Genomic DNA, 21,107 nt, shown 5'->3' with positions numbered 1-21,107 from the left:
GACAATTAAATTTAAAATGAATTTACAACAAGGCGACATATTAATAAGAAAAAATTCAGAAGGTGATACCATTTGGCTTTCTGAACGCCTTGTTATTGACGTTTGTGGAATTGGTGAGGGATATTTTAGAAAAAGAGCTCGTCCTTCTTACAAGAAATCAGTTCAGCCCTGTTACCGACATCACAATATTCTGCCCGCTACTGGTAAAAGTTGGCGTTGGGCAAAAATCAATGGTGGGTTTTATTATGATTTAGCTGCGATACCGAACCGCAAACCTACCTACTACAGAAACGCCTTTGGTGATGCTACGGAATTGGTAAAAAACTATCAAAAAGCGACAGAAAACAAACAAATTTCAACGCTTGAAACTAATTTTAAGCGCTATATAAATCGTTACTATAAAGATTATCTGCACTGCTATAGTGAGGAGAAAGATATACATAGGATTGCATTGGCTAAAGCCTGTGCGGCGATAGAGTTTATTTTACATGAATTACAAGATTACCCAGGAACGGCTAATGCGATATACAATGATTTAAGCCCTATTTTGAGCAAATTAGACTTGCGTTATATTCCGCACAATCCACTGCGATTGAAGGAAAAGGTGCAAATGGTGCAAGATGGCACCTCTATAGCAGATGTTATTCAATTGCCACGCAAAGGTAATAGCAATGCTGAGCAATATAATGACCCAGAGGTATGGAGCTGGGTGATGCAGATGCGCCAAATGCCACAAAATTTTTCTAATGAACATATCATACGCCAAGTAAAAGATATGTGCTACAGAACAGGTAAAAAAGCACCCAACCGTAGATGGTTTGGAATGAACATATTTGAAGACCCTAAAACTAACTTTTTAACTGCTAACAAGAGATTTGGAAGCAGTAATAAAAGCCAAGTTTATAGGCATTATATTCCTTATCAGAATGCTTTGTATGCGGGTGACTGCTGGCAGATAGATGCAACTCGTATCAATATGATTGGCCACAAAGCCAAAGACGGCAAAGAAAGATTCCTGTTTGTAATGGCGGTACGTGATGTGCATAGTGGTGATGTGTTAGGATATTCATTTGACTATGCAGAAAACCATTTGATGTTTGCTCGTGCCATGAAAATGGCTTGCGAAACGGCTGGATACCTACCATATGAATTGGTAACAGACCGTTTCCCAGGTCATAACTCAGAAGCTGGAAAGAATATGATAGAGCGACTGGAAACGATGGGCGTTCAAGTTACGATTTCACATTCAGCAAACGCAAAAGCTGGCGTTGAGCGTTGGTTTGGTACTTTGCAAAGTGTCGTATTAATGGGCAATAAATATTACTATGGTGAAGGTGTGCAATCAAGGAGAATCAACGCCCACAGAAGCCCAGAATATTTGAAAGAAATAAAAAAAATATCTAAACAAGAGGATTGGGATGTGTCTAAAGCAAGGCGTGAGGCTGAAACTTGCGTGGAACAATGGAGGGAAATCCCTTACAGTTACTACAGCCGCAAACATGCTGAAGAACACAGAACACCCAAGCAGCTACATGAAGCTTCGTTGAAACCGCACGTCATCTATATAGAGCAACACAGCATTGATATGCTCTTTGGCCTGCATAAAGAAATTACTATCAAAAACAGTGGAATGATAAACACAGAAATTTCAAAAATGGAACTGTGTTATATGATTTCTGATGAGGATTACGAAGTAATTAGCAATTACCATGGCAAAAAAGTAGTTTTAAGCTATGATTATGAAGATTTGAGCCGTGTCTTTTTATATGAAAAACATGGAAGCCTTTTAAAATTCTTGTGCCAAGCAGATGAATTTATAAAACCGCAAAAATATGGCCCACAAAAAGAGATGAGCGGTGTGGGCATTGCACAAGCCCGTGCGGCCTTGATAGATGAATACAGAAAAACTGAATTAGAAAATATCATTGCACCTGGGGAGGATACACTAATGCTGGGCAGGTATGGAGCAAAAGATGAGACAAATTCAGCAGAAGACTACTATGCACTAAAAGCATTGAGCGAACCTATAAAAAAAGCATCGGGCTATGATTATGAACCCGATGACTTTGATGAAGAATCATTTTTACGAACTAATAAAAACAATTACTGATGACAAATGTACAAAAAAATGAAGTCGTTCAGCTGATTGAAACAGAAAAAATACGCCTTGGTAGCTATGCTAATGTAGCCAATAAGGCAAAAGTTTCAACAGCAACCATTTCACAAATGCGAAATGACAACTGGGAATTGATTAAAGAAGAGTTATGGCTGAAAGTTGCCAATAACCTTGGTTATGGATTCCAAGGCTGGAATTTAGCCGAAACGCTGAATTTCAAAATGATAAGCAATACATTGAATGACGCTAAAGACGCATGCTTATTCATGGGGATTAGCCACAAAGCAGGCAGCGGAAAGACGGCAGCACTTAAAATGTATGCCGATTTAGAGCATAACAATCATGTTTTCTATATCCAAGCAAGGGAATGGGCTCGCAGAGAGTTTTTGTTAGAGCTGTGCCGTGTATTGGGGCAAAACCCTGGCAAAGGTTACCGTTCTGTTGATGTACTTTCAACCATTGTAGTAGATTTTTTCAAAGATAGAACGGGCAAAAAGCCACTTCTGGTAATAGATGAAGCTGATAAATTGAAACCAACTGCTTTACGTTTTTTCATTTACCTATTTAATGAGCTTGAGGACAAGATGGGGGTTGTCATTAGCGGCACAGAAAATTTAGCATTGACGTTTGATAAAGGCGTGAAGTATAACAAATTAGGCTACGATGAGCTCAGTAGCCGATTTGGCAGAAAATTCATAGGATTGATTGGTGCAACCTCCAAAGATGTAACCTTGATATGTGAGGCTAACGGCATAAAAAATAAAGAAATCATTAGCCGAATTTTCAATGAATGCGAGCCCGTTTCTATCACAAAAAACAATCAAACATTCAAGGTTGTAGAAGATTTGAGAAGGCTAAAAAGAATCGTGAAAAGAGAATTAATCATTCAAAAAAATCAAAATGAAAGAGAGTCAGAAGCAGCGTAACCGCAGGTACTAGATTCACAGGGTTTTGAAGAGAAATGAAGCTATTGAGGTGAGAGCAAGAGAGAAAACAATTAACGTTCCTTTTGATTTAGATATTCAAAGTTACCCAAAAATAAAGGAGCTACAAGAATTACATTACAATATTCAAACAACGATTAAATAACATTTAAATGAACTTTAAAATTGAAAAATTACATAGCGATGCCTACAAAGTGAACGGCAAAGCTGTTCTAAGAAATGAATTGGGAGACTGGTTGGCTCCGTTTCACACATTATCTGATGCGGAATGGAATGCTTTTTATGAACAATTAATCCTCCCCCAGCCCCTCCAAAGGAGGGGGGTAAAAATAACGCTACCAAAGGAGGGGAGTTCCAACCTTTGGGAGGGGTGAAGAGTTAATATTAATAACAAACAACAAATAATTAAAAGATGAAAGATTTATCACAATTATCAGAAAAAGAGCTTCAAGAGGAGTTGAAGCGTAGAAATGAAGCCAAACAACAGGATAGAGTTGCCTACAAAAAAATGGTAAACGAATATTTACCAGGCTTTATGGAAAATATCAAAGCGTGTAGCGAACAGCTATCTGCATTGAAGCTTTCTATATTCAAGGATTCAAAGATTTTACTGGATTTGAAAAATAATGCTTACAACGTGAAAGATACTCAGCAATCACATACGTTTTCTGATGACAAGGGTAATACGATTACCTACGGATTTCGTGTGCTGGACAATTGGGACGATACTGTAACGGCGGGGATTGATAAGGTAAAAGAGTTTATCACCTCTCTTGCTAAAGATGAAGCGACTGGCAAATTGGTGCATGCAGTAAATCAATTGCTGAAAAAAGATGCTAAGGGTAATTTGAAAGCAAGCCGTGTTCTGGAGCTTACCAAATTAGCAGAAGAATGGAATGATGAAACATTTACAGATGCGGTGAACATCATTAGACAATCTTATAAACCTATGCGTTCGGCATTCTATATTGAGGCGAGCGTTACAGATGCACAGGGCAAAAAAGTGAGTGTGCCGCTTTCTATCACTTCGGTTGATTTCCCAGAGGGAACGGATGTGGAAGCACTTTTCCCAGTCCACAAAAAATACAAAGCTTAATGCCTCGTGCCCGAGACAAAAAACCTGGCGTTCCTGAAATCGGGAACGCCAGCATACTAAAAAAAAATTAAGCCTTAAAAAAAATGAGATTTTTAAATGCACGTCAACTCCCTTTCCTTGGGAAAGGGCTGGGGATAGGATAAAGCCTTAAAAAAAAATAAAATGATTTACGGATACATTAGAGTAAGTACAGACAAGCAAACGGTAGAGAACCAACGTTATGAGATTAATAACTTTTGTGAAAGGCAAAATATACTGGTAGATAAATGGTTTGAAGAAACTATTTCAGGAACAAAGAAAGTAGATGATCGAAAACTTGGGAAATTAATCAAGAAAATGAAAAAAGGCGACATCCTTATTTGCTCTGAACTCTCTCGTTTAGGTCGGAACTTACTTATGATTATGGGCGTGCTCAACGAGTGTATGAACCGTGATATTCAGGTGTGGACAATCAAAGATAACTACCGATTAGGAAGTGATATTAGCTCGAAAGTACTAGCATTTGCCTTTGGCCTATCTGCTGAAATCGAACGAAATTTAATTTCCCAACGAACCAAAGAAGCACTAGCAAGGAAACGTGCTGAAGGAGTTATCTTGGGGCGTCCAGTTGGCAGTAAATCAGCCAAAACAAAGTTAACTGGGCAAGAAGAGAAAATACAAGAGTTACTCGACAAAAAAGTGTCTTACTCTGCCATCGGTAGGATTTTGGGCGTTCACAGAGTAACCGTAAGTGATTTTGTAAAGAAACAAGAATTAGAAACCCAAGGGGGCTGGACGAAACAATAAAATTTATAAAGCCTTGAAAAAAATGAGATTTTTAAATGCACGTCAACTCCCTTTCCTTGGGAAAGGGCTGGGGATAGGATAAAGCTTTAAAAAAAACCTTGATTAAAAAAAAAGACAAAAGTTTATAATATGGATAAACTAAAACTATTTACAACGGGATTTATGCAAGTGTTCTTTGTGAGTGCGAACACCTATTTTGTAGCAAAAGAAGAATACTTAGGCGTGGCTGGAGCTTCGTTTATGATAAGCTTCATTTGGACCTATAATGTGAAACGTGTGGCGTTCGGAGGGTTTATGGATAAGCTGATTTATGCCGCTGGTGCGAGTTCAGGAGCTTTGGCTGGGCTTGCAGTTGGGAAAATGATATTATAAAGCAAAAGCATTTCCCCTGTCGTATAACTGGTAATAGCAAAGAAATATAAGGACTGGAATGCAGGTTCGAATCCTGCCAGGGGAACAAAAAAATTAAATCTATGGTAGCGGAACTTCAACAAATTATGCAAAATAGAGGCATGAAAGACGTGGAAATTGCTTTGGCGGTATCTGGCATTAGTGGGCGTAGAACTACACTAATTGCTGAACTGACCGAAAAGGAACTGATGACACTAATGAGCGTATATAAACCCCAAAAAACGCAAGAAATTGCTCAAAAACGTTTAGAACATCTGGAGATGGAGCGTGTCTTGAAACAAAAAAGAGCCGTAGTGCTGAAATGTGCTCAAACCATTGGGTTGTATGAACCGGGAGATTGGAGCAGATTTAACCGATTTATGCTGAAAAATTCACCACTAAAAAAACCTTTAAATCAATATAAAATAGATGAGTTCCCTCAACTTATAGCTCAATTCAAAAACATGGTAACAAAATACGAGCAAGATGCCAAACTGATGTATACCAAGGCGTGGTATCATAAAAATAAATTACCCATGCCCAGCGAAAATTAAAAAGCCCTGCAACTGCCAAAAGACAAATTACAGAGCCACCAACCATGGCAAAGATAGTTTTTTTTCTAATGGCGTACAATAAAATAAATTTCTACCAACGTGTCATCAAAATGCAAGAGCTTGTATTGCAGCTGCAGGAGCAAGATGAGGATATGTTTTTAAAAGAAATTTATTGGCAATACGTTTACCCACAGTTTGGCATTAGTTACAGAACTTTCCATACTTGGCTGGGCATCAACGCCAAAGCGGGACTAAAAAAAGAAATTAAAAAAGTAGAGAAAAATCAACTGAAATTATTTGATGATGAATAAAATAAGTATCAAGATCAGTTTGCAACAGCTGGATTCTATCCTTTTTGCCTTGTCTGAGGTTCCTGCCAATGGCGGGATTTCACCCGCAGAGAAAATGGTGCAGTCTATCTATGATGAAGTGTATACCAAACTGCTCAAAAAACAAGTAGATAAACGCAATGAAGCTCCTAACAAACCCTTTGCCGTGAAGTTGAAATATTATGAGGCCTATGCGCTGAGTGAAGTTTTGCACTATGCCCGTAGAGGCATTGGTGATATGCCCTATGAAAGCAATGTGTGCCTGAAGGTTAATAACCAAATACAAGAGCAGTTATGAGAGGAAAGACGAAAGACTATTTTGAGTTTTGAATTTTTGTACAAAGTACATTTTACATTTTACAAAAGGCTTAAAATAAACAGGCAAATAATTGATTTACAATGAAATAATATTGTTTTTGTGGTTGAAATTTTGTATCTTTATACAGATTTTATAGTGATTTAAAATTATTTTGTATATTTGTCCTTGACTTACATATAAATAATTCTTGGGCAAATAAATCAGATTTTATTTTAACAAGATAAACGGGAAGCTCACTATGGTGGTATGGGAGGAAACGACCATGCTGTATATTCGCCCAGCGTTTGTGTGTAAGTCACACCTACGGTGGGCTTCTTTTTATCACAAATTCTTATAACATGACACACAATAAGAATGAAGCTGGTAACTTACTACCACTCACGGTAACCGAGGGCGTTACCGTTAATGTATTGCCGTATGAGCAATACGAGTATTTAATGACTACCCGTGAAGTCGCTCTTGGCTATGGTGTAACGGAATACGCTATCCGTAAAAACAAATTGAGTTTAGGCTCTGAATTAGTTGAAGGCAAGCATTTTGTAAAGGGTGTTACCATTGGTAACACCCTGCCAAACGCTCAACCACATCAGGTGTTCTGGACTAAAAGAGGTGTTGTTCGCCTGGGTTTTGCCATGCGTTCCGAAAGGGCAAAATTATTCAGAGATTGGGCAGAGGAGCTTATCATCAAAATAGATGAGCAAACAGATTTGTTTGGTGCAGTAGTGCCACAGAAAACTCAACCCCAGAAGCGTAATCATAATCGTCTAACACAAGCACGTTTGGTAGAAATCTTGGCAGATGTGGCAAAGATTGAGGATAGGGAAATTCGTTTAAGTTTAATTGAAAAATTAGGTGTGTGATGAGAGTAACAGCATTTTATCCTAATAGTGAGCAAATGGCAAATGATGCCAAAGGCTGGGCAAGTGAGCGAAGTGATAGGTACTACATCCGCACTACGCTACGCTGCAACCATGTAGCCCATGAGAAGCGCAAAGCTATTGTACTGGTGCAAGGCGAAAAGGTAATGCAAAACTTGATTACCTGCAAAACTTGCCACCAAAATACACCCAATCATGTAGAACTTAAAAACCAAAAAAAATGAAACCACAAGATAAAATCAATACCACACAACAAGAGAATTTAATCAATTTAATCAATGGATATAGCAAAGCTTATTTTGCCAAAAAGATACGCAAATTCATGCAAATTGCTTTGTATAATTATTTATTATCAGACGATAGGAATGTAGATGCAGAGGATATGTATGAATCTTGGTACCTGCTATCTGAATTGCTGGAAGTGATAGAAGAAGGGTGAAGGGTAAAAAAATTCATCATAATTTTTATAAGACCTCATTGGAATTCAATGAGGTTTTTTTATTTTTAAGAAAAAATAATATGAAAGAGTTTAATATTGATGATGTAATTACTCCGTAGTATTGATGCAGAATTACAATACTTTTTTGAATAATTCTTTTTTCAATTCTAAATCATCAATACGGCCTGGCAATATTTGGCATTGGTGGGTTTTTTGGTTTCCGTAGTAGGGGCATTCATAGGTGAGTAGATAAACGTCTACAACGGTGGGTTCCAGCTCCTGGCCTTCAAAGATTAAATGGGGAGCTCCGGTGTGTTGGGTTTTGATTTCTTTGATGATTTTATCTACCACGTTTGCCATTTCAAAAAACTTTAAAGCCTTGTCTTTGCTTAAAGACAGATTGCTGGTATCTCGCAGCTGCTCATAGGCTATTCTGAAGTTTAATGTGGCGGTTGCAGGCTCTGTCTTGTAATCTATGGACCAAGAGAAATACAGTGCTGGTGTTGGGTGAACATCAAAATTGGTGGCATCAAAATCCTGCCCTGCATAGAGGTCTATGATTTTGATGTAAGGCAAATCCACGGCTGTGAATTTTTGCAGATTTTGTGCTTTTTCAAAAGCTTCATGCAGTGCAATATAAAATGTTTTCATAGTTTGTTTAAAGTTCTTTTGACCAATAATTCCATTTTCTTCTCTATTTTATTCATCAGTGCTTGGGATTCGCCAATGAATGGACGTGCCGGCACTTTGGTATTCATTTTTCTGCTGTGGGCTTTTACGGCGATTCTTCCCTTGCCTCTTGTTTGCCTTGTAGAGCGTTTGCGGGTATGTTTACGCACATGTACAGTTTCTTTGATGATTCCACCCTCGTTGTGTATGCGCGCATAGGGCACATCTGTACCTATGGTGACAGATGTGGCGGTTTTGTTTATCACCCGAATAGACCTTTTGAGGCGACCTGTGGCTACCATCAAAGTTCCTTTGTTTTTCCGTTTGCGTGGTGCCCAAGGCTGAGGGGTGGTATCTACCCAGTTTTTTTGTCTAAACCTTTCTTTGCTAAACCTCACTGCACGGATAGCTGCCTCGTTCAACAAATCACGCTGCAAGGTGTTGCCCAAATCTTTGTTTAGTTTTTGCCAAAAAGCTCTGTTGATTTCTTGCATGGCATTAACTTAATTCAGCACTTCTGATGACACGAAGCATCATTTCATTAAACCAGCTTTCCAGTTCTTGCATAGACATGCCTTTGCTTTCGTTGCCATTCATGTTGATGTTTCCCTTGTGCAGCGCTTCTAAATTCACTGTGATATTGCGTGAAGCTTTGGCATCACCTGTAAGGCTGTTCACAACGTCTTTTACTTTGTCATTTTTTCCTTTTTTGGTATCAGAGCCACTATTAGACGTGCCATTACTATATAAATTAGTGGCATTTTCTTGCTTGCTTTGTGCATTGGGCAAATCAGGGATTTTGATTTTGAGTGGCTCGTGGGTTCCCATTTTCCAACGCATGGCATCAATAGCGTTAGCTCCCTTTTTGGCTAAACTTCCTAAACCTGGAATGTTGGATAAAAGTTCAAGCAATTGCTGAATAGGCTCCAAAAGGGTGTCTAATAGAATTAGTCCAATTCTTTTCAAAGCTCCAATAATGCCCCCGTCTGTAAAAGCTTTTTTTACGCTTTCCCACTGGTCATATAATTTTTTGATAAAAGAAATCAGCATCCCAAAAGGGCCAAAAAGAGCTAAAACGGCAGCTCCCCAATCATTGAATTTTTTGATAGCTACAACAATCAAGGCAATTAAGCCACCTACTAAAGCGATGACCCAGACAATGGGGTTGGCAAATAAAGCAGAGTTGAGCAACCAAACTGCCGCCGTTGCTAGACCTAATAGCCCTATGAATGTTCCCATTACAGGTAATAGCCAATCTATGTTTTTGTACAAAAAATTGAGTGCTGGCGTGAGTATGTCAAAAATGTTGGCAATCATAGGCATTATCTTTTCACCAAATTTTGTCATTAGAATTTCAATGCGGTCAAAAAATACCTTTTTCATTGTAGCGAAATCACCTTCGGCATTTTTAATGGCTGCTTCCATGCTAAAAGCAGAACTATCAAAGGCATCAAAGGTGCTAATCATATCCTCTGCGCCTGTTTTCACCTTGTCTAATGCACCTCTTAGCCCCTCTGGCCCACCTATGGCGTTGATGGCTTGTGTGATTTGCTGGTCGCTCATGTTCTTGAACTTGCCAGAAATATCCTTTAAAATTTCATCCGCTTGGCGCATGCTACCCTTGTCATCAAAAACTTTGATTTTCAGTACGCTTTCAAATTTATCGGCCTGCTGGCCCAAACCTTGAAAAAAGGTTTTAGCCATGTTTGCCCCAACATCAGAATTTTTGGCGATACTGGTGAACATAGCAAAAACCTTATTAGCAGTATCAACGCCCTGCCCTGCAGATGCAGCTGCACCAGCGTATTCTGTTTGTACTTTGGCTAATTCATTAAAAGTTGTGATACCTGTTTGCACGGTTTTGGCATTGCTTTCTAATAAGTCATCAATATCAGCAACGCTCAAGCCAAAGGCTTTCATTGCCTTGGTGGTAGAGTTCATGGCATCATTGACGTCGGCTCCAGTAGCGATGCTGTATTTACCTACTTTTTTATAAATATCAATAGCATCTTTGCCATAGGTACCTGTGGCAGATTGCAAATCATAGATGGCGTTGGTTCCTTGCTCTATGTTCATTCCGATTTCAAAAGAGGCGTCTCTGATTTGATTTTTATAATCGTTCAGCTCACTTGCACTTTTATCAAGGTTGAGCTGCTTGATAGGGAGAAAAGCACTATCAAACTTTTCTGCAGCCTGCACGCCCTTGGTAGATAAAACACCCAGAGCTGTAACGCCTGCCATTGCCCCAATGGTGAGCCCACGTTTAAGGTTTTCGCTAGACACACCAATTTTGTTGGCAAAATTATCTGTAATGTTATTCAGTTTGCTTTGCCATTTGGATTGAAATTTAGTCAATCTGCTTTCTACCGCCCCTAATTTAGAAGTTAACTTATCTGCTAAATCTATGAGTAAAGTTAGTTTTGCTTGTTTTGCCATAATTTTTTATATCTTTGTGGTGTCGGAGTTTATAAAGTCCTTTAAGATGGATGCTTGCATGACATAAGGAAGTGCTTCTTACCTATACCCCCTCTGGACTTACATGGGCGGATTTTATAAACTCTTTCCTGTTTTTATTAAGATGCCTTGTCTTAAATCCTTTTCACTAATTTTATTACTATACCAAGTTTTGACTTCTAAACCATAGTGTTTATCTAATTCACAATCAATAATCGTTTTGCCATAATTTTTTATATCTTTGTGTCGTCGGAGTTAATAAAGTCCTGCAAATGGTAATCTGTTAGACGAAGTAATAACTTTTAAGCCTATTTCCTCACTGTATATCAAAGGGGGAATTTATTAACTCTTTACTTCTTTTTTATCAATATTCCACTTCTTGTGTTAGATTCTTTACCTTTCATATTATACCAAGATGTGATTTCAATACCAGGTTCTTTTTCATTTAATTCAGTTGTAACAATTAATACCCTATCTTTATAAAATTTAATATATCTGCGTTGCGTTTTTCTTTTCCAATCTGATGTCCAAACTTCATCTGGATTGTTCAATATTTCATTAATGTGTGGGAATAACTTGTGTCTTAATTCATGCTCATTAGTATAATATCCTGATACGTGATGATTAAAATTATCTTTTTTAATAAAAATTTTTCTATCTAAATAATCTCTAAAACCCATAAAATCTTTTCCTTTTTCAGGTTTAAACAATTCGGTTACATTTTCTGCAGTAATGGTTTTATCTAATTTAATAGACTTTAAATCATTTTTAAAATTTTCCCATTTTTCCAGGCCATACTTATCAAAGGTCATTTGGTTAATTTTTTCAGGATAGCCTTTGATGTCACGGTAAAATTGCTTGTTGGTAAAAACTTGTTTTAAGTCGCCTCTATTGATAACAAATTGAGAGCCTTGATAATATTTATCATTTGCCATTAGCACGGCTTTTCCTTTATCCCAAGTTGTTACAGGAGCTCCGCCACTATGCGGAACCATTTCGCACCTGCACCCATAGCCATTGGGTGGCCATATTGCCTTGTCTCCTTGCGAGAGGATATCAAACACTTTTCTGTCTAAAGATTGATGTGCTGCACGTACATTCTTGTCCCCTGCTGTTTGGTATTCGTAATAGCGTGTGCCTCCGTTTTTTGCGTCTGTGATGGCTCTCACGTAAGCAGCAGAATTTTGCCCTACGGCTATGGATAAATCATATTCAGTTTTTAGCCAGGTGGTGTTTAGGTTTTCATTATCCTTCAGGCACTGCTGTATAAACTCGCTTTTGCTTTTGAGCATTCCTTTTTCATAATCAATCAATCGGGAAGCAATGGCGTAGTGCCTTTCTTCTGCTTTGGAGCATGCGAAATCAAAACAATTATATTCCATCATCTGCATCACCAATTTATCGGGGCCTGTATAGCTCTCATCTTTGCCAAATCCTTGCATCATGGCTTTTGTGAAAGCAACGCCTTCTGCAGCTATCATTTTGCCCAGTATGCCCAAAAAATCATTTTTATAGAATAAGGCCTCCGCCAATTGGCGGGTGAGCTCTATCAACAATTTTGAAATATCTAAACTTGCTGCAGCGGGCAAATGATGATTGCATCCACAATAACTTGGATAGCGTTCATCTTTAATTTGTGCTACTATTCCTGTGGGACTGGTCTTTTTTTTTTCATTGATAGGAATGTTAAATGTTTTAGAAATCCAATCGCTTTCAACATCATAGCCGTTTGAAATCAGTCCACTTGTAATTGTCCAGAGTTCTGTGAGTTCAATTTCTTGTTCTGCTGTTTTGAACTCAAACACATCATCATCATTGATTTTATAGCCTTGTGTTTTGAGCAAAGGCATCAGCTGGTCATTGACCATGAACATAACAGCTCTTTTATCAGATGCAGCTATTTTGTGGTCTAAACTTCTTTCATGCACTTCTGTTTGGCTACGATTGGTACCTTGGTCGCTTAGCATAGTAGAACCTACCAGTTGTTTGCTAATATCATTCGTATTTAACTGAATAAATTCAGCATAAACTTTAAATACGTCAGTTCTATTAGCTTCGTGAAACTTAATATCGGTTCCCATAGGGAAAGTGCCCACGCTTGCCTCACCTATACCAATGAGCATATCATGCACATCATTCAATGATTTCTGGTCTCGTGTATTGGTGGTAGCTGTGATGAGCGGAATGCCAAAACGTTCACAGAATTCAGCCCAGCTTTGCGTTACATTTCTTTTCCAGATGATAGAAGGGATAATATTGTTGATGATGCCTAAACTATCCATTTTACCCAAAGGCAATACCCAAGGTTGTAATGCAGGTTCATTAAAATCAATAAAAGCGTCACGGTTGCCAAGGTCTGGGATTATTTTGCCCTCTGTAGGTACAAGGTGCCGCTGTGGGATTTCATAAAGTTTAATCTTATCTAAATTAAACTCTTGAAATTCTATTAATTTGAATCCTCTTATAATTTGCCAGAGATAGGTTTCAATTAATTCAAAAAACCATTGCTGGCGGAAGATATGCGTGAGCTCTGTATTCTCTTCTCCTGATTTCCTGTTGATGATATGAAAATCTGTGTTGAGCGTTGCTGATAGTCTAATGCCGATTTGAGACTGCAGATGCCCATCTGTGAGCAAATCATCTACTAAATCATGGTATGGCTGTAGTGTTGCTTTTTCTGGCAATTGAGCCATTTGAATTGCTTTTCGCCATTTTTGTATATCTTTGCGTGATTGGTCTTTGAAACCCTTTACAATATTAATTATTTTAGGATTCACTTTTCCTTTTTCTGCTTTTTGAGCAAAAGGCAAATAAAGTCCGTTTTCTGCCCTTCTAAATCCTTTTTCCGTGTTCATCTATTCATCATCTTTTAAAGTTGCTTAAAATTGAGTTTAAACGCTATTTAAACGTTGTTTACCACCTATGATTATTAGGTTTGTATTTGCTGGACATTTTCATGCCTGTAATTTCCTGTCCGTTTTCATCTTTCAGTTTAGGTAAATCTGCCACAGCTTGCCCGCTACCTACCATTTTGAGCCAATCAACGGCATCTTGATAACGCACAGAGCGAATATCTGGCATTCTGTCTGGGATTATAGATGTGTACAAGTGATAAAGCGTGCAATCAATAACAATCATGACAATATGGGCATTTCTAAACTTACCTTCTGCGGCAAAGATTAAATCAGTGTTGTACCTGCCCGATAGGTAGTTTTTTACCTGCGTGATTGCCATTTGCTCTGCTGCTGATAATTTTGCGGCAGAATAATTCTCTAACAAAATGTTTTTAATTTCGTTTTTGACTAATGCACTATAGTCGTCCTCTGTGATAAATGCCATAAATTAAAATCTGTTTTTACTTCTGGTTGCCATTTCTTTTCTACTCATAGTTTTAGGTGGAATTTTATTAATAATTGCCGCTGTGTTCAGTTTTTGGATAGCGCTCTGCAAACTATCTGGCCCATCATCATGAGCGCCAGACCCTTTTTGGAAAGCCAAAATCTGCTCTATGAGTGTTACAAAATCATTAGAGCGTTTTTTTTGTTCATTAAACCAAACGTTCCCACGCTGAAAGTAACCTTGCATGCTTTCAATGCGTTCAAATTTCCCAGACTTGCTTTTTTCATCACTGATAACGGGAACATACCAGCCTTTTGTGTCACCTACCAAATCAAAATCGTTTACAAATTCATCCATAGCAAACAAGCCTTCAATCATATATGAGATATTCAAACTGAGAAGATTGTTGTCTTCTACTGTTTCGTATAACCAAAGAGCAACATTGTGCCTGGAGGTTTGCCTCACAATGGCATCAATCACATGAAATTCACGCTTGTACTTACCACAAAAAACCATGGATTTATAATCGCCCGCATCTTTATAAGATAAATCGCCATAAAAAATCAATGCATCATAGACCTCTAATGGCAACATTTCTTTATACTGAATTTCATCATTTTTGAATATAGCTCCTTCTGTGATATGCTTGTGCATGTATTCTCGCATGAATGAGCGATATGGCTTTTCAATGTATTTTTTCCGCCAGTAGTTGGCGCTTGTTTTTTCTGGCCAATTGGGTTCAAAAGTTTCAAGGCTTTTAACTGCAGGAACCGTAATAGTGTAATAATGGCTGGGTAGATTTTCGGCCGTCAAACGTTCATTAAGCGTTTGAAAATGCTCTTTTAGCTGGTTGATTAAGGTATTTTTGTGAAAATTATTATTAGCACAAACAAAGCGTTGTCTGCTTCCGCCCTCATCAAAAGTACCTACGAGGTCTTCCCATACGTAATCAAAAAGCTCTTTGCTTAACCTTTCATTTCGCACACGCTGTCGTGTGTCAACATCATCTACAACGATGTAATCAGGGCGTTCTGCCTCCTCCCTTAAACCTCTTGGAGATTGCTCAGCACCCAGAGCCATGAATTTAACGCCGTCTGCGGTCTTAAAATCCCCGTCTGCCCAGTCTCCATTTTTATGTTTTTTCCCATAAAAGTAAATAAATCGCTGGTTATGCGTCAGCTGGCTTTGAATGTCTCTAATGAGCTTTTTTGCTTTTGGCTCTGTTTGTCCCACCAATAGCATAAAATGCAGTTCACCAGTAACATATAGATATAAAGGGATACCTAAATCTAAATGAACAGATTTAGCTCCAGAGCGGTATATTTCACCTAAAAGAAAACAAATAGGATTGTGAATGAGTTTTTCTGCCATTTCACGGTGAAACCACGCACAAGGCTTTTTGGCATATTGTGGAAACATCTCTTCAAACCAACGCACATAATCCTCTTCCAGCCAATTACGATAATCTCTACGCTCTTGTGGTGTTCTGTGGCTATAGTTAAGTTTAGTCTTTTTCTCAAGCTGCTTGCAGTGTTCATCATAGCCCTCAATAAGTTTCTGCAGCTGCTTGCTGAATATTTCACTCATTCTCTTTCAGCTTTATAGATTAAAAAAAGTTTATGATAATGAATGAATTGCAAAGCCAAATCAGGGTCTTGGTCTGCCATCCAGTTATCAAATTCTTTGAATACACTGTAAACAATTTGTGTATTTACTTTATCACTAAAACTTTCTACAACTTTATGAATAGCCGCCAGTTCTCTCACGTTGATAGATGCTTCATTGCCTTCAGCAACACTTTTAAGCTCATTCATTAGAACTTGCTTGATGTTGGCTGGAGCCGTTAAAAAATCTCTACGTTTTTCATCCCAAGTTTTGCCGTCTTTTGAGGTGTCATTCCGCCATTTGGAGATAGTAACTTCGGATACTGGGTAGGTATCTGCCAAAGCCTTAGCAGATAAGCCAGTTTCTATAAATAGCTTTTCGCAAATCTCTTTGAGATCAGATTTTGCCTTTTTTTTGGTATGTATTCGTTTAGACATAAAAACACTTTAATACAAAATTCAATCATATAAGACATTGTCATTCAAAAAGTTGCAAGGCTTGCTTAATTTCTATAAAAGTGTGAAGTCACTCTCTATGTTTGCGGTATTGATTTGATAATATGATTTTTCTAACGGAAAAAAATACACTGAAAGCATACGGAACCATCTACGATGGTGATGGTTTGGAGTTCGTATATCAATACGAAAGATTGGCAAAGGTCTATGATGAAGTAATCGTAAGGCTGCACACGTATGGAGGTAGTGTATTTGACGGAAATTTAATATTCAACATCTTAAACGCTACAAAGCCAAAATTAATCATTGACGGTGTCGCTGCTTCTATGGGAGGTATTCTCTTGACAGCAGTTGATGATGTGAGCATTGTAGAAAATGGATTTATCATGCTACACGCCCCAAGTTCTGGAGGGCGAGGAAATGCTAAAGACCATGAAAGTGCTGCCAAATTACTGCGAATGATGCAGCGGAACTTTGTTGAAAAACTAATGGCAAAAACCAATCTACCTCTAAATGAAGTGGAGAAATTCTTGGATGGCGATAATTGGTTTTCTGCCCAAGAAGCTAAAGAAATAGGTTTAGTAAAACATGTAATACCTGCAAGAATAACACCCGCTATGCCCGTTGAAAATCCAAGAGAAATGGGAGAACAGCAAATGTATAACGCTTATGCTCAACTACTCACTAATACCGAATCTGAAAAATTTTATAACCAAAATTCAAATAATACAGAAATGAAACAAATGATTATTGCCGCGTTTCAGCTTAATTCAGTTTCTGCTGATAGTTCAGACACGGCTGTTCTAAACGCTTTAAAAGACGTTTTTGCAGAAAAACAAAACGAACTAAACGAATCTAATCAAGCAAGAGTAAATGCTGAAAATTCCTTGCAGGAGTTTAAAGAAGAACAAGTGAAGGCCTTTGTGGAAGCTTATGCGAAAGAAAATAAAGTTTCTGACGATAAAAAAGAAGCTTTAATCAATATTGGGAAGACCTCTGGATTAGAGGCATTAGCTCAAGTGATAGACACAGCACCTAAAAATCAAGCTCCAGGCATTTCAGGAATGATAAAAAATGCAGGAAACACCAGTGTTGATTCAGCAAAAGCATCTTGGACTTGGGACGATTGGCAACAAAAAGACCCACGTGGTTTAGAGGCTTTGGCGGTAAATGACAAAGATGCATACAATGAACTTTTAAACAATAAATTCAGAAAATAAAATGAAAAATTCTAAAAGATTAAAAAAATCGGCAATCGTAATGAATTTACTATTGTCACTATTGGTTGGGGTTTTATTTCAATTAAACTTTGAGGTAAACGGACTCATGATGGGGCTTGTGTTGTTTGCTCTGGGAACAGGTGCACAGTTAGTGACAAGGACTAATATTACCCCAAAAGGTTCTATGATGGAAGGATTGAATCAAGAGGTTTGGACAGATGTTTTGGTAGGGGATTTTAGAGCAACTGAAGATGCTACGTTTTTAAATGAAATTCCAGATGAATCCCGCTTTGTAAGTGCCACAGTAGGCGAAAATGAGGTTATTCATTTAGTTGATGTTGGAGCTGATCCAGAGGTTTTAATCAATAACTCTACATACCCTATTGGGTTTGCACAGCAAACAGACAAAGATATTCCTATCAGTTTGGACAAGTATCAAACTAAGGCAACAAAAGTAACGGATGATGAAATTCAATTCATTGCTTACGATAAAATTCGTTTAGTGCAGAAAAAGCATAAGGATGCTGTAATGCGAGTGAAACATAACAAAGCGTTGCACGCACTCGCCCCAGCCACAAGTGCTACTTCAACGCCTATTGTTACAACTACGGGAGAGGACGATGGTACTGGACGCAGAAAGATGATTTTGAAAGATATTTTGCAATTGAAAAGAGCCTTTGATGGACAAAAGATTCCTGCAGATAAAAGAATCCTTGTGTTGTGTTCAGATCACTACAATGACTTGCTGGAGGATGCTATTGGCAAAACTTCTTTTTCTGGGCAATTCAATGATGAAGTTGGAGGGTTGTTGAATGGAAGATTATACGGATTTAAAGTCTATTGGTATGTTGATTCGCCATATTTCACCGTTGCATCATTGACTAAGAAAAGTTTTGGTGCATTACCAGATGATGGTGATTTTCAAGGTTCGGTTGCATTTTATGCACCAGATATGTTCAAAGCAGCAGGATTGACAAAGAACTACACAGACAAACCAGGAACGCAACAACAATCTTGGTTCTACAACATTAGGCACAATTATATTGTGTTGCCAAGAAAACAGCGTGCTATGGGTGCTATTGTTTCAGCAACTGTTTAAAATGTGAGAAAATGACAACAACACAAGCAAAAACAGCAGAATTCATTTTTAAAAACAACCCCAAAATTGAGGTATTGTATATGAATGAACGAGGTGAGTTTTTTTCTAACAAAAGTTTAGCTCAAAATTCAGTGAAAGCTGATGAAAAGATTATGACTATTGAAAGAAAATTGAAGTTGAACATGCAACCAAAAGAGCGTGTGGATACTCAAAAAATATTGAACCAGTCGGTTGCGGATATAAAGTTTACCATTCAAGCCATTAATGAAATTCCATTCATTGAACAACTCATCATTGATGAGCATAAAGGACAAGACAGGAAAGGAGCTAAAGAAGCACTTGAAATTAGGTTAAAAGAATTAAAAGAAAACGAAAATGGCGAATCTTAAAGGAGTAGATATACAAAAGGGGCAGTTGGGCCCCAACCGCATAGCCAATGATGATGCTATAAGTGGCATTATCATTGGGGCGGTAGCAGCCGAAAACCTTGCGTTGGACGCTCCGACTACTGTCTATAATTTGTATGATGTAGAAAATTTAGGAATCACTGCAGCATTTGATAAGGCAAATAATTTGGTTTGTTTTCAACATTTGTATGAGTTTTACCAAGAGGCAGGCAACGGCACGCCACTTCACATCATGTTGGTGGCAAGAGCTAAGAGCATGAGTGAATCTTTGGAAGCCTCAAAACATCTATTAGCACATGCTCGTGGTGAAATCAGACAGTTGGCTATAGCTGCGAATCCTGCTACGGAGGGCGAAACAGCAATGCTCAATGGAATCCCTGCAGATGTTTACAATGCTATTTCAGCTGCGCAAACATTGTATGGATGGGCTTATGAAAATCATATGCCTTGTCAAATTTTTTTAGAGGGCTATGCGTATGGAGGAAATGCTTCCTCTGTAGCGGATTTGAGAAATTTGGATGATAATCTGCAGGCCGATAAAGTAAGTGTAGTTATTGGTCAAGATTGGCTCTATGCAGAAAGTAGAACAGGGAAAAATCAAAAGTATGCAGCTGTGGGAACAGCATTGGGTGTTTGCTCTAAAGCAAAAGTTTATGAAAACATAGGGGATAACGAAAAGTTCAATCTAACAGACCCTTTGCGTAAAAGGTGGATTGAACCTGGATTATCTAACCATAAAACCAATGCACAATCATACGCAGAGCTGCAAACACTTGAAACAAAAGGTTATGTATTTGGTGTTACCTATCCAGGGTTAGCAGGCGTAAGATGGAATAATGACCATACATCAACGCCAATCGTTGTAGATGTAGATAATTCTATGAATGAATTTACAGTAGCGTATGGGCGTGTGGCAGATAAGGCAGTTCGTGAATTAAGGAAAGCTTATTTGCCAAAGGTGAAAACCACCTGGAATGTTGATAAATCTACCGGAAAACTAAGTAAAGGAACTTTAGTAGCATTGGAAGATATTGGTGATAAAGTTTTTTCTGATATGCAATCAAGAGGCGAAATCACTTATGGTAAAACCATGGTGGATAAAGATAGTGATTTATTGGTAGAAAGGATTTTACGCATCAATTACAAAATTGTACCCAAAGGCGTAATTGGCGAAATTAAAGGAATATTAAACTTAAAAGTTAGAGACTGATGGCAGATATAAATAGAAATGGGAAAGCCTATGATAGTGCGGATGTTACCGTGCAAATTAATGGCGTACCAATTAACGTGAAATCTGTAAGTTACGGAAACGAACAGGAACATCAAGTAAATCATACTCTTGGCGAAAAACCAAGCAGCTGGAGCAAAGGAAAAATAACTCCACAAGCATCTATGACTTTGATGATGGGTGATGTAGCTCCGCTTGAAAAAGCTGCAAAAGGAAATTTACTAAGCCTAAAACCTTTCACCATGACGATCGAGTTTGCAAATGATTTCAACGAAATCATAGTAGATAAAGTCGTTGCGAAATTCCAAAAAGAAGGTCGAGAGGTTACAGGCGATATGGGGCTTGAATATGCTTATGATTTGTTTGCATTGGATGTAAAGCTAAATGTGGAACAAGGTAACGCTTAAAATTAAATTTAAACATTATTTAAACAATGATAAAAGAAGTATCAAAAGAAGTAAAAGAGCAATTGAAAAAGCAGTACGGAAACAAACTCCGTTCGCTGATTTTGCCAATGGATGATTACAACGAAAATGAAATGGAGGTTTTGGCAGTGGTACCCTCCCGTTCAGTTGTGGGACAAGCAATGAAATTCATGAATTCAGACCCTAAAAAAGGGCAAGAAATTTTGGTTAAAAACAGCTTAGTGACCGGCAAAGAAGAAGTGTTGAATGATGACGGGCTATTCTTTGCTGCGGCAGGGCTAATCACTGAATTAATCCCAGTAAGGCAGGGAAAGTTCGGGAAGCTTTAGATAGTTGTTCGGGTCTAAGCTATAAA

General features: G+C 38.1%; 26 protein-coding genes and 1 tRNA gene. 20 read left to right on the top strand and 7 right to left on the bottom strand.

Annotated elements, in window-relative coordinates; translation table 11 throughout:
* Positions 1–16 precede the first annotated feature (16 nt).
* The 14 genes from QOX03_RS05815 to QOX03_RS05750 all read left to right on the top strand — a co-directional run bounded on the left by QOX03_RS05815 (position 17) and on the right by QOX03_RS05750 (position 7,851).
* Positions 17–2,110: a Mu transposase C-terminal domain-containing protein gene (locus QOX03_RS05815; RefSeq protein ID WP_283670402.1), complete on the top strand. Its 2,094-nt coding sequence runs from the start codon at positions 17–19 to the stop codon at positions 2,108–2,110.
* On the top strand, positions 2,110–3,042 hold the full coding sequence (locus QOX03_RS05810) for an AAA family ATPase (RefSeq protein WP_283670401.1): 933 nt from the start codon (positions 2,110–2,112) through the stop codon (positions 3,040–3,042). Before QOX03_RS05815 ends, QOX03_RS05810 begins: the two co-directional genes overlap by 1 nt.
* Positions 3,043–3,067: 25 nt before the next feature.
* Positions 3,068–3,205 carry a hypothetical protein gene (locus QOX03_RS05805; protein WP_283670400.1) on the top strand — a complete coding sequence of 46 codons (138 nt, stop codon included), beginning with the start codon at positions 3,068–3,070 and terminating at the stop codon, positions 3,203–3,205.
* Positions 3,206–3,212: 7 nt separating this feature from the next.
* Positions 3,213–3,434 (top strand): hypothetical protein, encoded by a 222-nt coding sequence (locus QOX03_RS05800; protein ID WP_283670399.1) that lies wholly within the window; start codon positions 3,213–3,215, stop codon positions 3,432–3,434.
* A gap of 38 nt (positions 3,435–3,472) precedes the next feature.
* Positions 3,473–4,156 carry a DUF3164 family protein gene (locus QOX03_RS05795; RefSeq protein ID WP_283670398.1) on the top strand — a complete coding sequence of 228 codons (684 nt, stop codon included), beginning with the start codon at positions 3,473–3,475 and terminating at the stop codon, positions 4,154–4,156.
* 162 nt (positions 4,157–4,318) lie between these two features.
* Positions 4,319–4,942, top strand: a complete 624-nt coding sequence (locus QOX03_RS05790; RefSeq protein WP_283670397.1) for a master DNA invertase Mpi family serine-type recombinase — start codon at positions 4,319–4,321, stop codon at positions 4,940–4,942.
* A 129-nt stretch (positions 4,943–5,071) separates the two neighbouring features.
* Positions 5,072–5,314, top strand: coding sequence for a hypothetical protein (locus tag QOX03_RS05785; RefSeq protein ID WP_119057844.1), 243 nt, complete (start codon positions 5,072–5,074; stop codon positions 5,312–5,314).
* 12 nt (positions 5,315–5,326) lie between these two features.
* Positions 5,327–5,399 (top strand) — tRNA-OTHER (locus QOX03_RS05780).
* Between the two features lie 16 nt (positions 5,400–5,415).
* Complete coding sequence (locus QOX03_RS05775) at positions 5,416–5,886, top strand: hypothetical protein (protein ID WP_283670396.1); 471 nt, start codon at positions 5,416–5,418, stop codon at positions 5,884–5,886.
* Between the two features lie 44 nt (positions 5,887–5,930).
* Positions 5,931–6,197, top strand: coding sequence for a hypothetical protein (locus QOX03_RS05770; RefSeq protein ID WP_283670395.1), 267 nt, complete (start codon positions 5,931–5,933; stop codon positions 6,195–6,197).
* Positions 6,187–6,513 (top strand): hypothetical protein, encoded by a 327-nt coding sequence (locus QOX03_RS05765; RefSeq protein ID WP_283670394.1) that lies wholly within the window; start codon positions 6,187–6,189, stop codon positions 6,511–6,513. Before QOX03_RS05770 ends, QOX03_RS05765 begins: the two co-directional genes overlap by 11 nt.
* A gap of 359 nt (positions 6,514–6,872) precedes the next feature.
* The gene (locus QOX03_RS05760; RefSeq protein WP_283670393.1) at positions 6,873–7,394 is read left to right on the top strand and encodes a hypothetical protein; all 522 of its coding nucleotides are present in this window, start codon (positions 6,873–6,875) and stop codon (positions 7,392–7,394) included.
* Positions 7,394–7,636 (top strand): hypothetical protein, encoded by a 243-nt coding sequence (locus QOX03_RS05755; protein WP_283670392.1) that lies wholly within the window; start codon positions 7,394–7,396, stop codon positions 7,634–7,636. Before QOX03_RS05760 ends, QOX03_RS05755 begins: the two co-directional genes overlap by 1 nt.
* A complete protein-coding gene (locus tag QOX03_RS05750; RefSeq protein WP_283670391.1) occupies positions 7,633–7,851 on the top strand; it encodes a hypothetical protein in 219 nt (72 codons plus the stop codon). Before QOX03_RS05755 ends, QOX03_RS05750 begins: the two co-directional genes overlap by 4 nt.
* Before the next feature lie 132 nt (positions 7,852–7,983).
* Here the strand turns inward: QOX03_RS05750 and QOX03_RS05745 are convergent, their stop codons facing one another.
* The 7 genes from QOX03_RS05745 to QOX03_RS05715 form a co-directional block, all read right to left on the bottom strand.
* Positions 7,984–8,502, bottom strand: coding sequence for a hypothetical protein (locus QOX03_RS05745; protein WP_283670390.1), 519 nt, complete (start codon positions 8,500–8,502; stop codon positions 7,984–7,986).
* Positions 8,499–9,014 carry a phage virion morphogenesis family protein gene (locus QOX03_RS05740; RefSeq protein ID WP_283670389.1) on the bottom strand — a complete coding sequence of 172 codons (516 nt, stop codon included), beginning with the start codon at positions 9,012–9,014 and terminating at the stop codon, positions 8,499–8,501. The genes QOX03_RS05745 and QOX03_RS05740 overlap by 4 nt, the downstream gene beginning before the upstream one ends.
* A gap of 4 nt (positions 9,015–9,018) precedes the next feature.
* On the bottom strand, positions 9,019–10,956 hold the full coding sequence (locus tag QOX03_RS05735) for a phage tail tape measure protein (RefSeq protein ID WP_283670388.1): 1,938 nt from the start codon (positions 10,954–10,956) through the stop codon (positions 9,019–9,021).
* A gap of 368 nt (positions 10,957–11,324) precedes the next feature.
* The gene (locus tag QOX03_RS05730; RefSeq protein WP_283670387.1) at positions 11,325–13,829 is read right to left on the bottom strand and encodes a phage portal protein family protein; all 2,505 of its coding nucleotides are present in this window, start codon (positions 13,827–13,829) and stop codon (positions 11,325–11,327) included.
* Between the two features lie 58 nt (positions 13,830–13,887).
* Positions 13,888–14,313, bottom strand: a complete 426-nt coding sequence (locus tag QOX03_RS05725) for a phage protein Gp36 family protein (RefSeq protein ID WP_283670386.1) — start codon at positions 14,311–14,313, stop codon at positions 13,888–13,890.
* 3 nt (positions 14,314–14,316) lie between these two features.
* The gene (gene terL, locus QOX03_RS05720) at positions 14,317–15,900 is read right to left on the bottom strand and encodes a phage terminase large subunit (protein ID WP_283670385.1); all 1,584 of its coding nucleotides are present in this window, start codon (positions 15,898–15,900) and stop codon (positions 14,317–14,319) included.
* Positions 15,897–16,355: a hypothetical protein gene (locus QOX03_RS05715; protein WP_283670384.1), complete on the bottom strand. Its 459-nt coding sequence runs from the start codon at positions 16,353–16,355 to the stop codon at positions 15,897–15,899. The genes terL and QOX03_RS05715 overlap by 4 nt, the downstream gene beginning before the upstream one ends.
* Positions 16,356–16,477: 122 nt before the next feature.
* Between QOX03_RS05715 and QOX03_RS05710 the strand changes: the two genes are divergently transcribed.
* From QOX03_RS05710 to QOX03_RS05685, 6 genes are read left to right on the top strand one after another with little or no spacing between them, the layout of a single operon-like run.
* The gene (locus tag QOX03_RS05710; protein ID WP_283670383.1) at positions 16,478–17,593 is read left to right on the top strand and encodes a Clp protease ClpP; all 1,116 of its coding nucleotides are present in this window, start codon (positions 16,478–16,480) and stop codon (positions 17,591–17,593) included.
* A gap of 40 nt (positions 17,594–17,633) precedes the next feature.
* Complete coding sequence (locus QOX03_RS05705) at positions 17,634–18,692, top strand: phage major capsid protein (RefSeq protein ID WP_283670382.1); 1,059 nt, start codon at positions 17,634–17,636, stop codon at positions 18,690–18,692.
* Between the two features lie 11 nt (positions 18,693–18,703).
* On the top strand, positions 18,704–19,081 hold the full coding sequence (locus QOX03_RS05700) for a hypothetical protein (protein WP_283670381.1): 378 nt from the start codon (positions 18,704–18,706) through the stop codon (positions 19,079–19,081).
* Entirely contained in the window at positions 19,068–20,309 is a 1,242-nt protein-coding gene (locus QOX03_RS05695) for a DUF2586 family protein (RefSeq protein WP_283670380.1), read from the top strand. Before QOX03_RS05700 ends, QOX03_RS05695 begins: the two co-directional genes overlap by 14 nt.
* Positions 20,309–20,734, top strand: coding sequence for a hypothetical protein (locus QOX03_RS05690; RefSeq protein WP_283670379.1), 426 nt, complete (start codon positions 20,309–20,311; stop codon positions 20,732–20,734). The genes QOX03_RS05695 and QOX03_RS05690 overlap by 1 nt, the downstream gene beginning before the upstream one ends.
* 26 nt (positions 20,735–20,760) lie before the next feature.
* On the top strand, positions 20,761–21,081 hold the full coding sequence (locus QOX03_RS05685; RefSeq protein ID WP_283670378.1) for a hypothetical protein: 321 nt from the start codon (positions 20,761–20,763) through the stop codon (positions 21,079–21,081).
* Positions 21,082–21,107 lie beyond the last annotated feature (26 nt).

Origin of the sequence: Candidatus Ornithobacterium hominis (assembly GCF_951229915.1) — a bacterium.
Lineage (GTDB): Bacteria > Bacteroidota > Bacteroidia > Flavobacteriales > Weeksellaceae > Ornithobacterium > Ornithobacterium hominis.
The sequence above is the reverse complement of the archived record's forward strand: the minus strand, read 5'-3'. Positions and strand labels throughout refer to the sequence as shown.

Excerpts from the sequence above, each read along its gene's own strand:
- QOX03_RS05725 (WP_283670386.1), bottom strand. The coding sequence starts at position 14,313 with ATGGCATTTATCACAGAGGACGACTATAGTGCATTAGTCAAAAACGAA.
- QOX03_RS05815 (WP_283670402.1), top strand. The coding sequence starts at position 17 with ATGAATTTACAACAAGGCGACATATTAATAAGAAAAAATTCAGAAGGT.
- QOX03_RS05755 (WP_283670392.1), top strand. The coding sequence starts at position 7,394 with ATGAGAGTAACAGCATTTTATCCTAATAGTGAGCAAATGGCAAATGAT.
- QOX03_RS05705 (WP_283670382.1), top strand. The coding sequence starts at position 17,634 with ATGAATTTACTATTGTCACTATTGGTTGGGGTTTTATTTCAATTAAAC.
- QOX03_RS05745 (WP_283670390.1), bottom strand. The coding sequence starts at position 8,502 with ATGAAAACATTTTATATTGCACTGCATGAAGCTTTTGAAAAAGCACAA.
- QOX03_RS05770 (WP_283670395.1), top strand. The coding sequence starts at position 5,931 with ATGGCAAAGATAGTTTTTTTTCTAATGGCGTACAATAAAATAAATTTC.
- QOX03_RS05735 (WP_283670388.1), bottom strand. The coding sequence starts at position 10,956 with ATGGCAAAACAAGCAAAACTAACTTTACTCATAGATTTAGCAGATAAG.
- QOX03_RS05700 (WP_283670381.1), top strand. The coding sequence starts at position 18,704 with ATGACAACAACACAAGCAAAAACAGCAGAATTCATTTTTAAAAACAAC.
- QOX03_RS05740 (WP_283670389.1), bottom strand. The coding sequence starts at position 9,014 with ATGCAAGAAATCAACAGAGCTTTTTGGCAAAAACTAAACAAAGATTTG.
- QOX03_RS05685 (WP_283670378.1), top strand. The coding sequence starts at position 20,761 with ATGATAAAAGAAGTATCAAAAGAAGTAAAAGAGCAATTGAAAAAGCAG.
- QOX03_RS05765 (WP_283670394.1), top strand. The coding sequence starts at position 6,187 with ATGATGAATAAAATAAGTATCAAGATCAGTTTGCAACAGCTGGATTCT.
- QOX03_RS05730 (WP_283670387.1), bottom strand. The coding sequence starts at position 13,829 with ATGAACACGGAAAAAGGATTTAGAAGGGCAGAAAACGGACTTTATTTG.
- QOX03_RS05800 (WP_283670399.1), top strand. The coding sequence starts at position 3,213 with ATGAACTTTAAAATTGAAAAATTACATAGCGATGCCTACAAAGTGAAC.
- QOX03_RS05785 (WP_119057844.1), top strand. The coding sequence starts at position 5,072 with ATGGATAAACTAAAACTATTTACAACGGGATTTATGCAAGTGTTCTTT.
- QOX03_RS05715 (WP_283670384.1), bottom strand. The coding sequence starts at position 16,355 with ATGTCTAAACGAATACATACCAAAAAAAAGGCAAAATCTGATCTCAAA.
- QOX03_RS05775 (WP_283670396.1), top strand. The coding sequence starts at position 5,416 with ATGGTAGCGGAACTTCAACAAATTATGCAAAATAGAGGCATGAAAGAC.
- QOX03_RS05790 (WP_283670397.1), top strand. The coding sequence starts at position 4,319 with ATGATTTACGGATACATTAGAGTAAGTACAGACAAGCAAACGGTAGAG.
- QOX03_RS05810 (WP_283670401.1), top strand. The coding sequence starts at position 2,110 with ATGACAAATGTACAAAAAAATGAAGTCGTTCAGCTGATTGAAACAGAA.
- terL (WP_283670385.1), bottom strand. The coding sequence starts at position 15,900 with ATGAGTGAAATATTCAGCAAGCAGCTGCAGAAACTTATTGAGGGCTAT.
- QOX03_RS05760 (WP_283670393.1), top strand. The coding sequence starts at position 6,873 with ATGACACACAATAAGAATGAAGCTGGTAACTTACTACCACTCACGGTA.
- QOX03_RS05750 (WP_283670391.1), top strand. The coding sequence starts at position 7,633 with ATGAAACCACAAGATAAAATCAATACCACACAACAAGAGAATTTAATC.
- QOX03_RS05695 (WP_283670380.1), top strand. The coding sequence starts at position 19,068 with ATGGCGAATCTTAAAGGAGTAGATATACAAAAGGGGCAGTTGGGCCCC.
- QOX03_RS05690 (WP_283670379.1), top strand. The coding sequence starts at position 20,309 with ATGGCAGATATAAATAGAAATGGGAAAGCCTATGATAGTGCGGATGTT.
- QOX03_RS05795 (WP_283670398.1), top strand. The coding sequence starts at position 3,473 with ATGAAAGATTTATCACAATTATCAGAAAAAGAGCTTCAAGAGGAGTTG.
- QOX03_RS05710 (WP_283670383.1), top strand. The coding sequence starts at position 16,478 with ATGATTTTTCTAACGGAAAAAAATACACTGAAAGCATACGGAACCATC.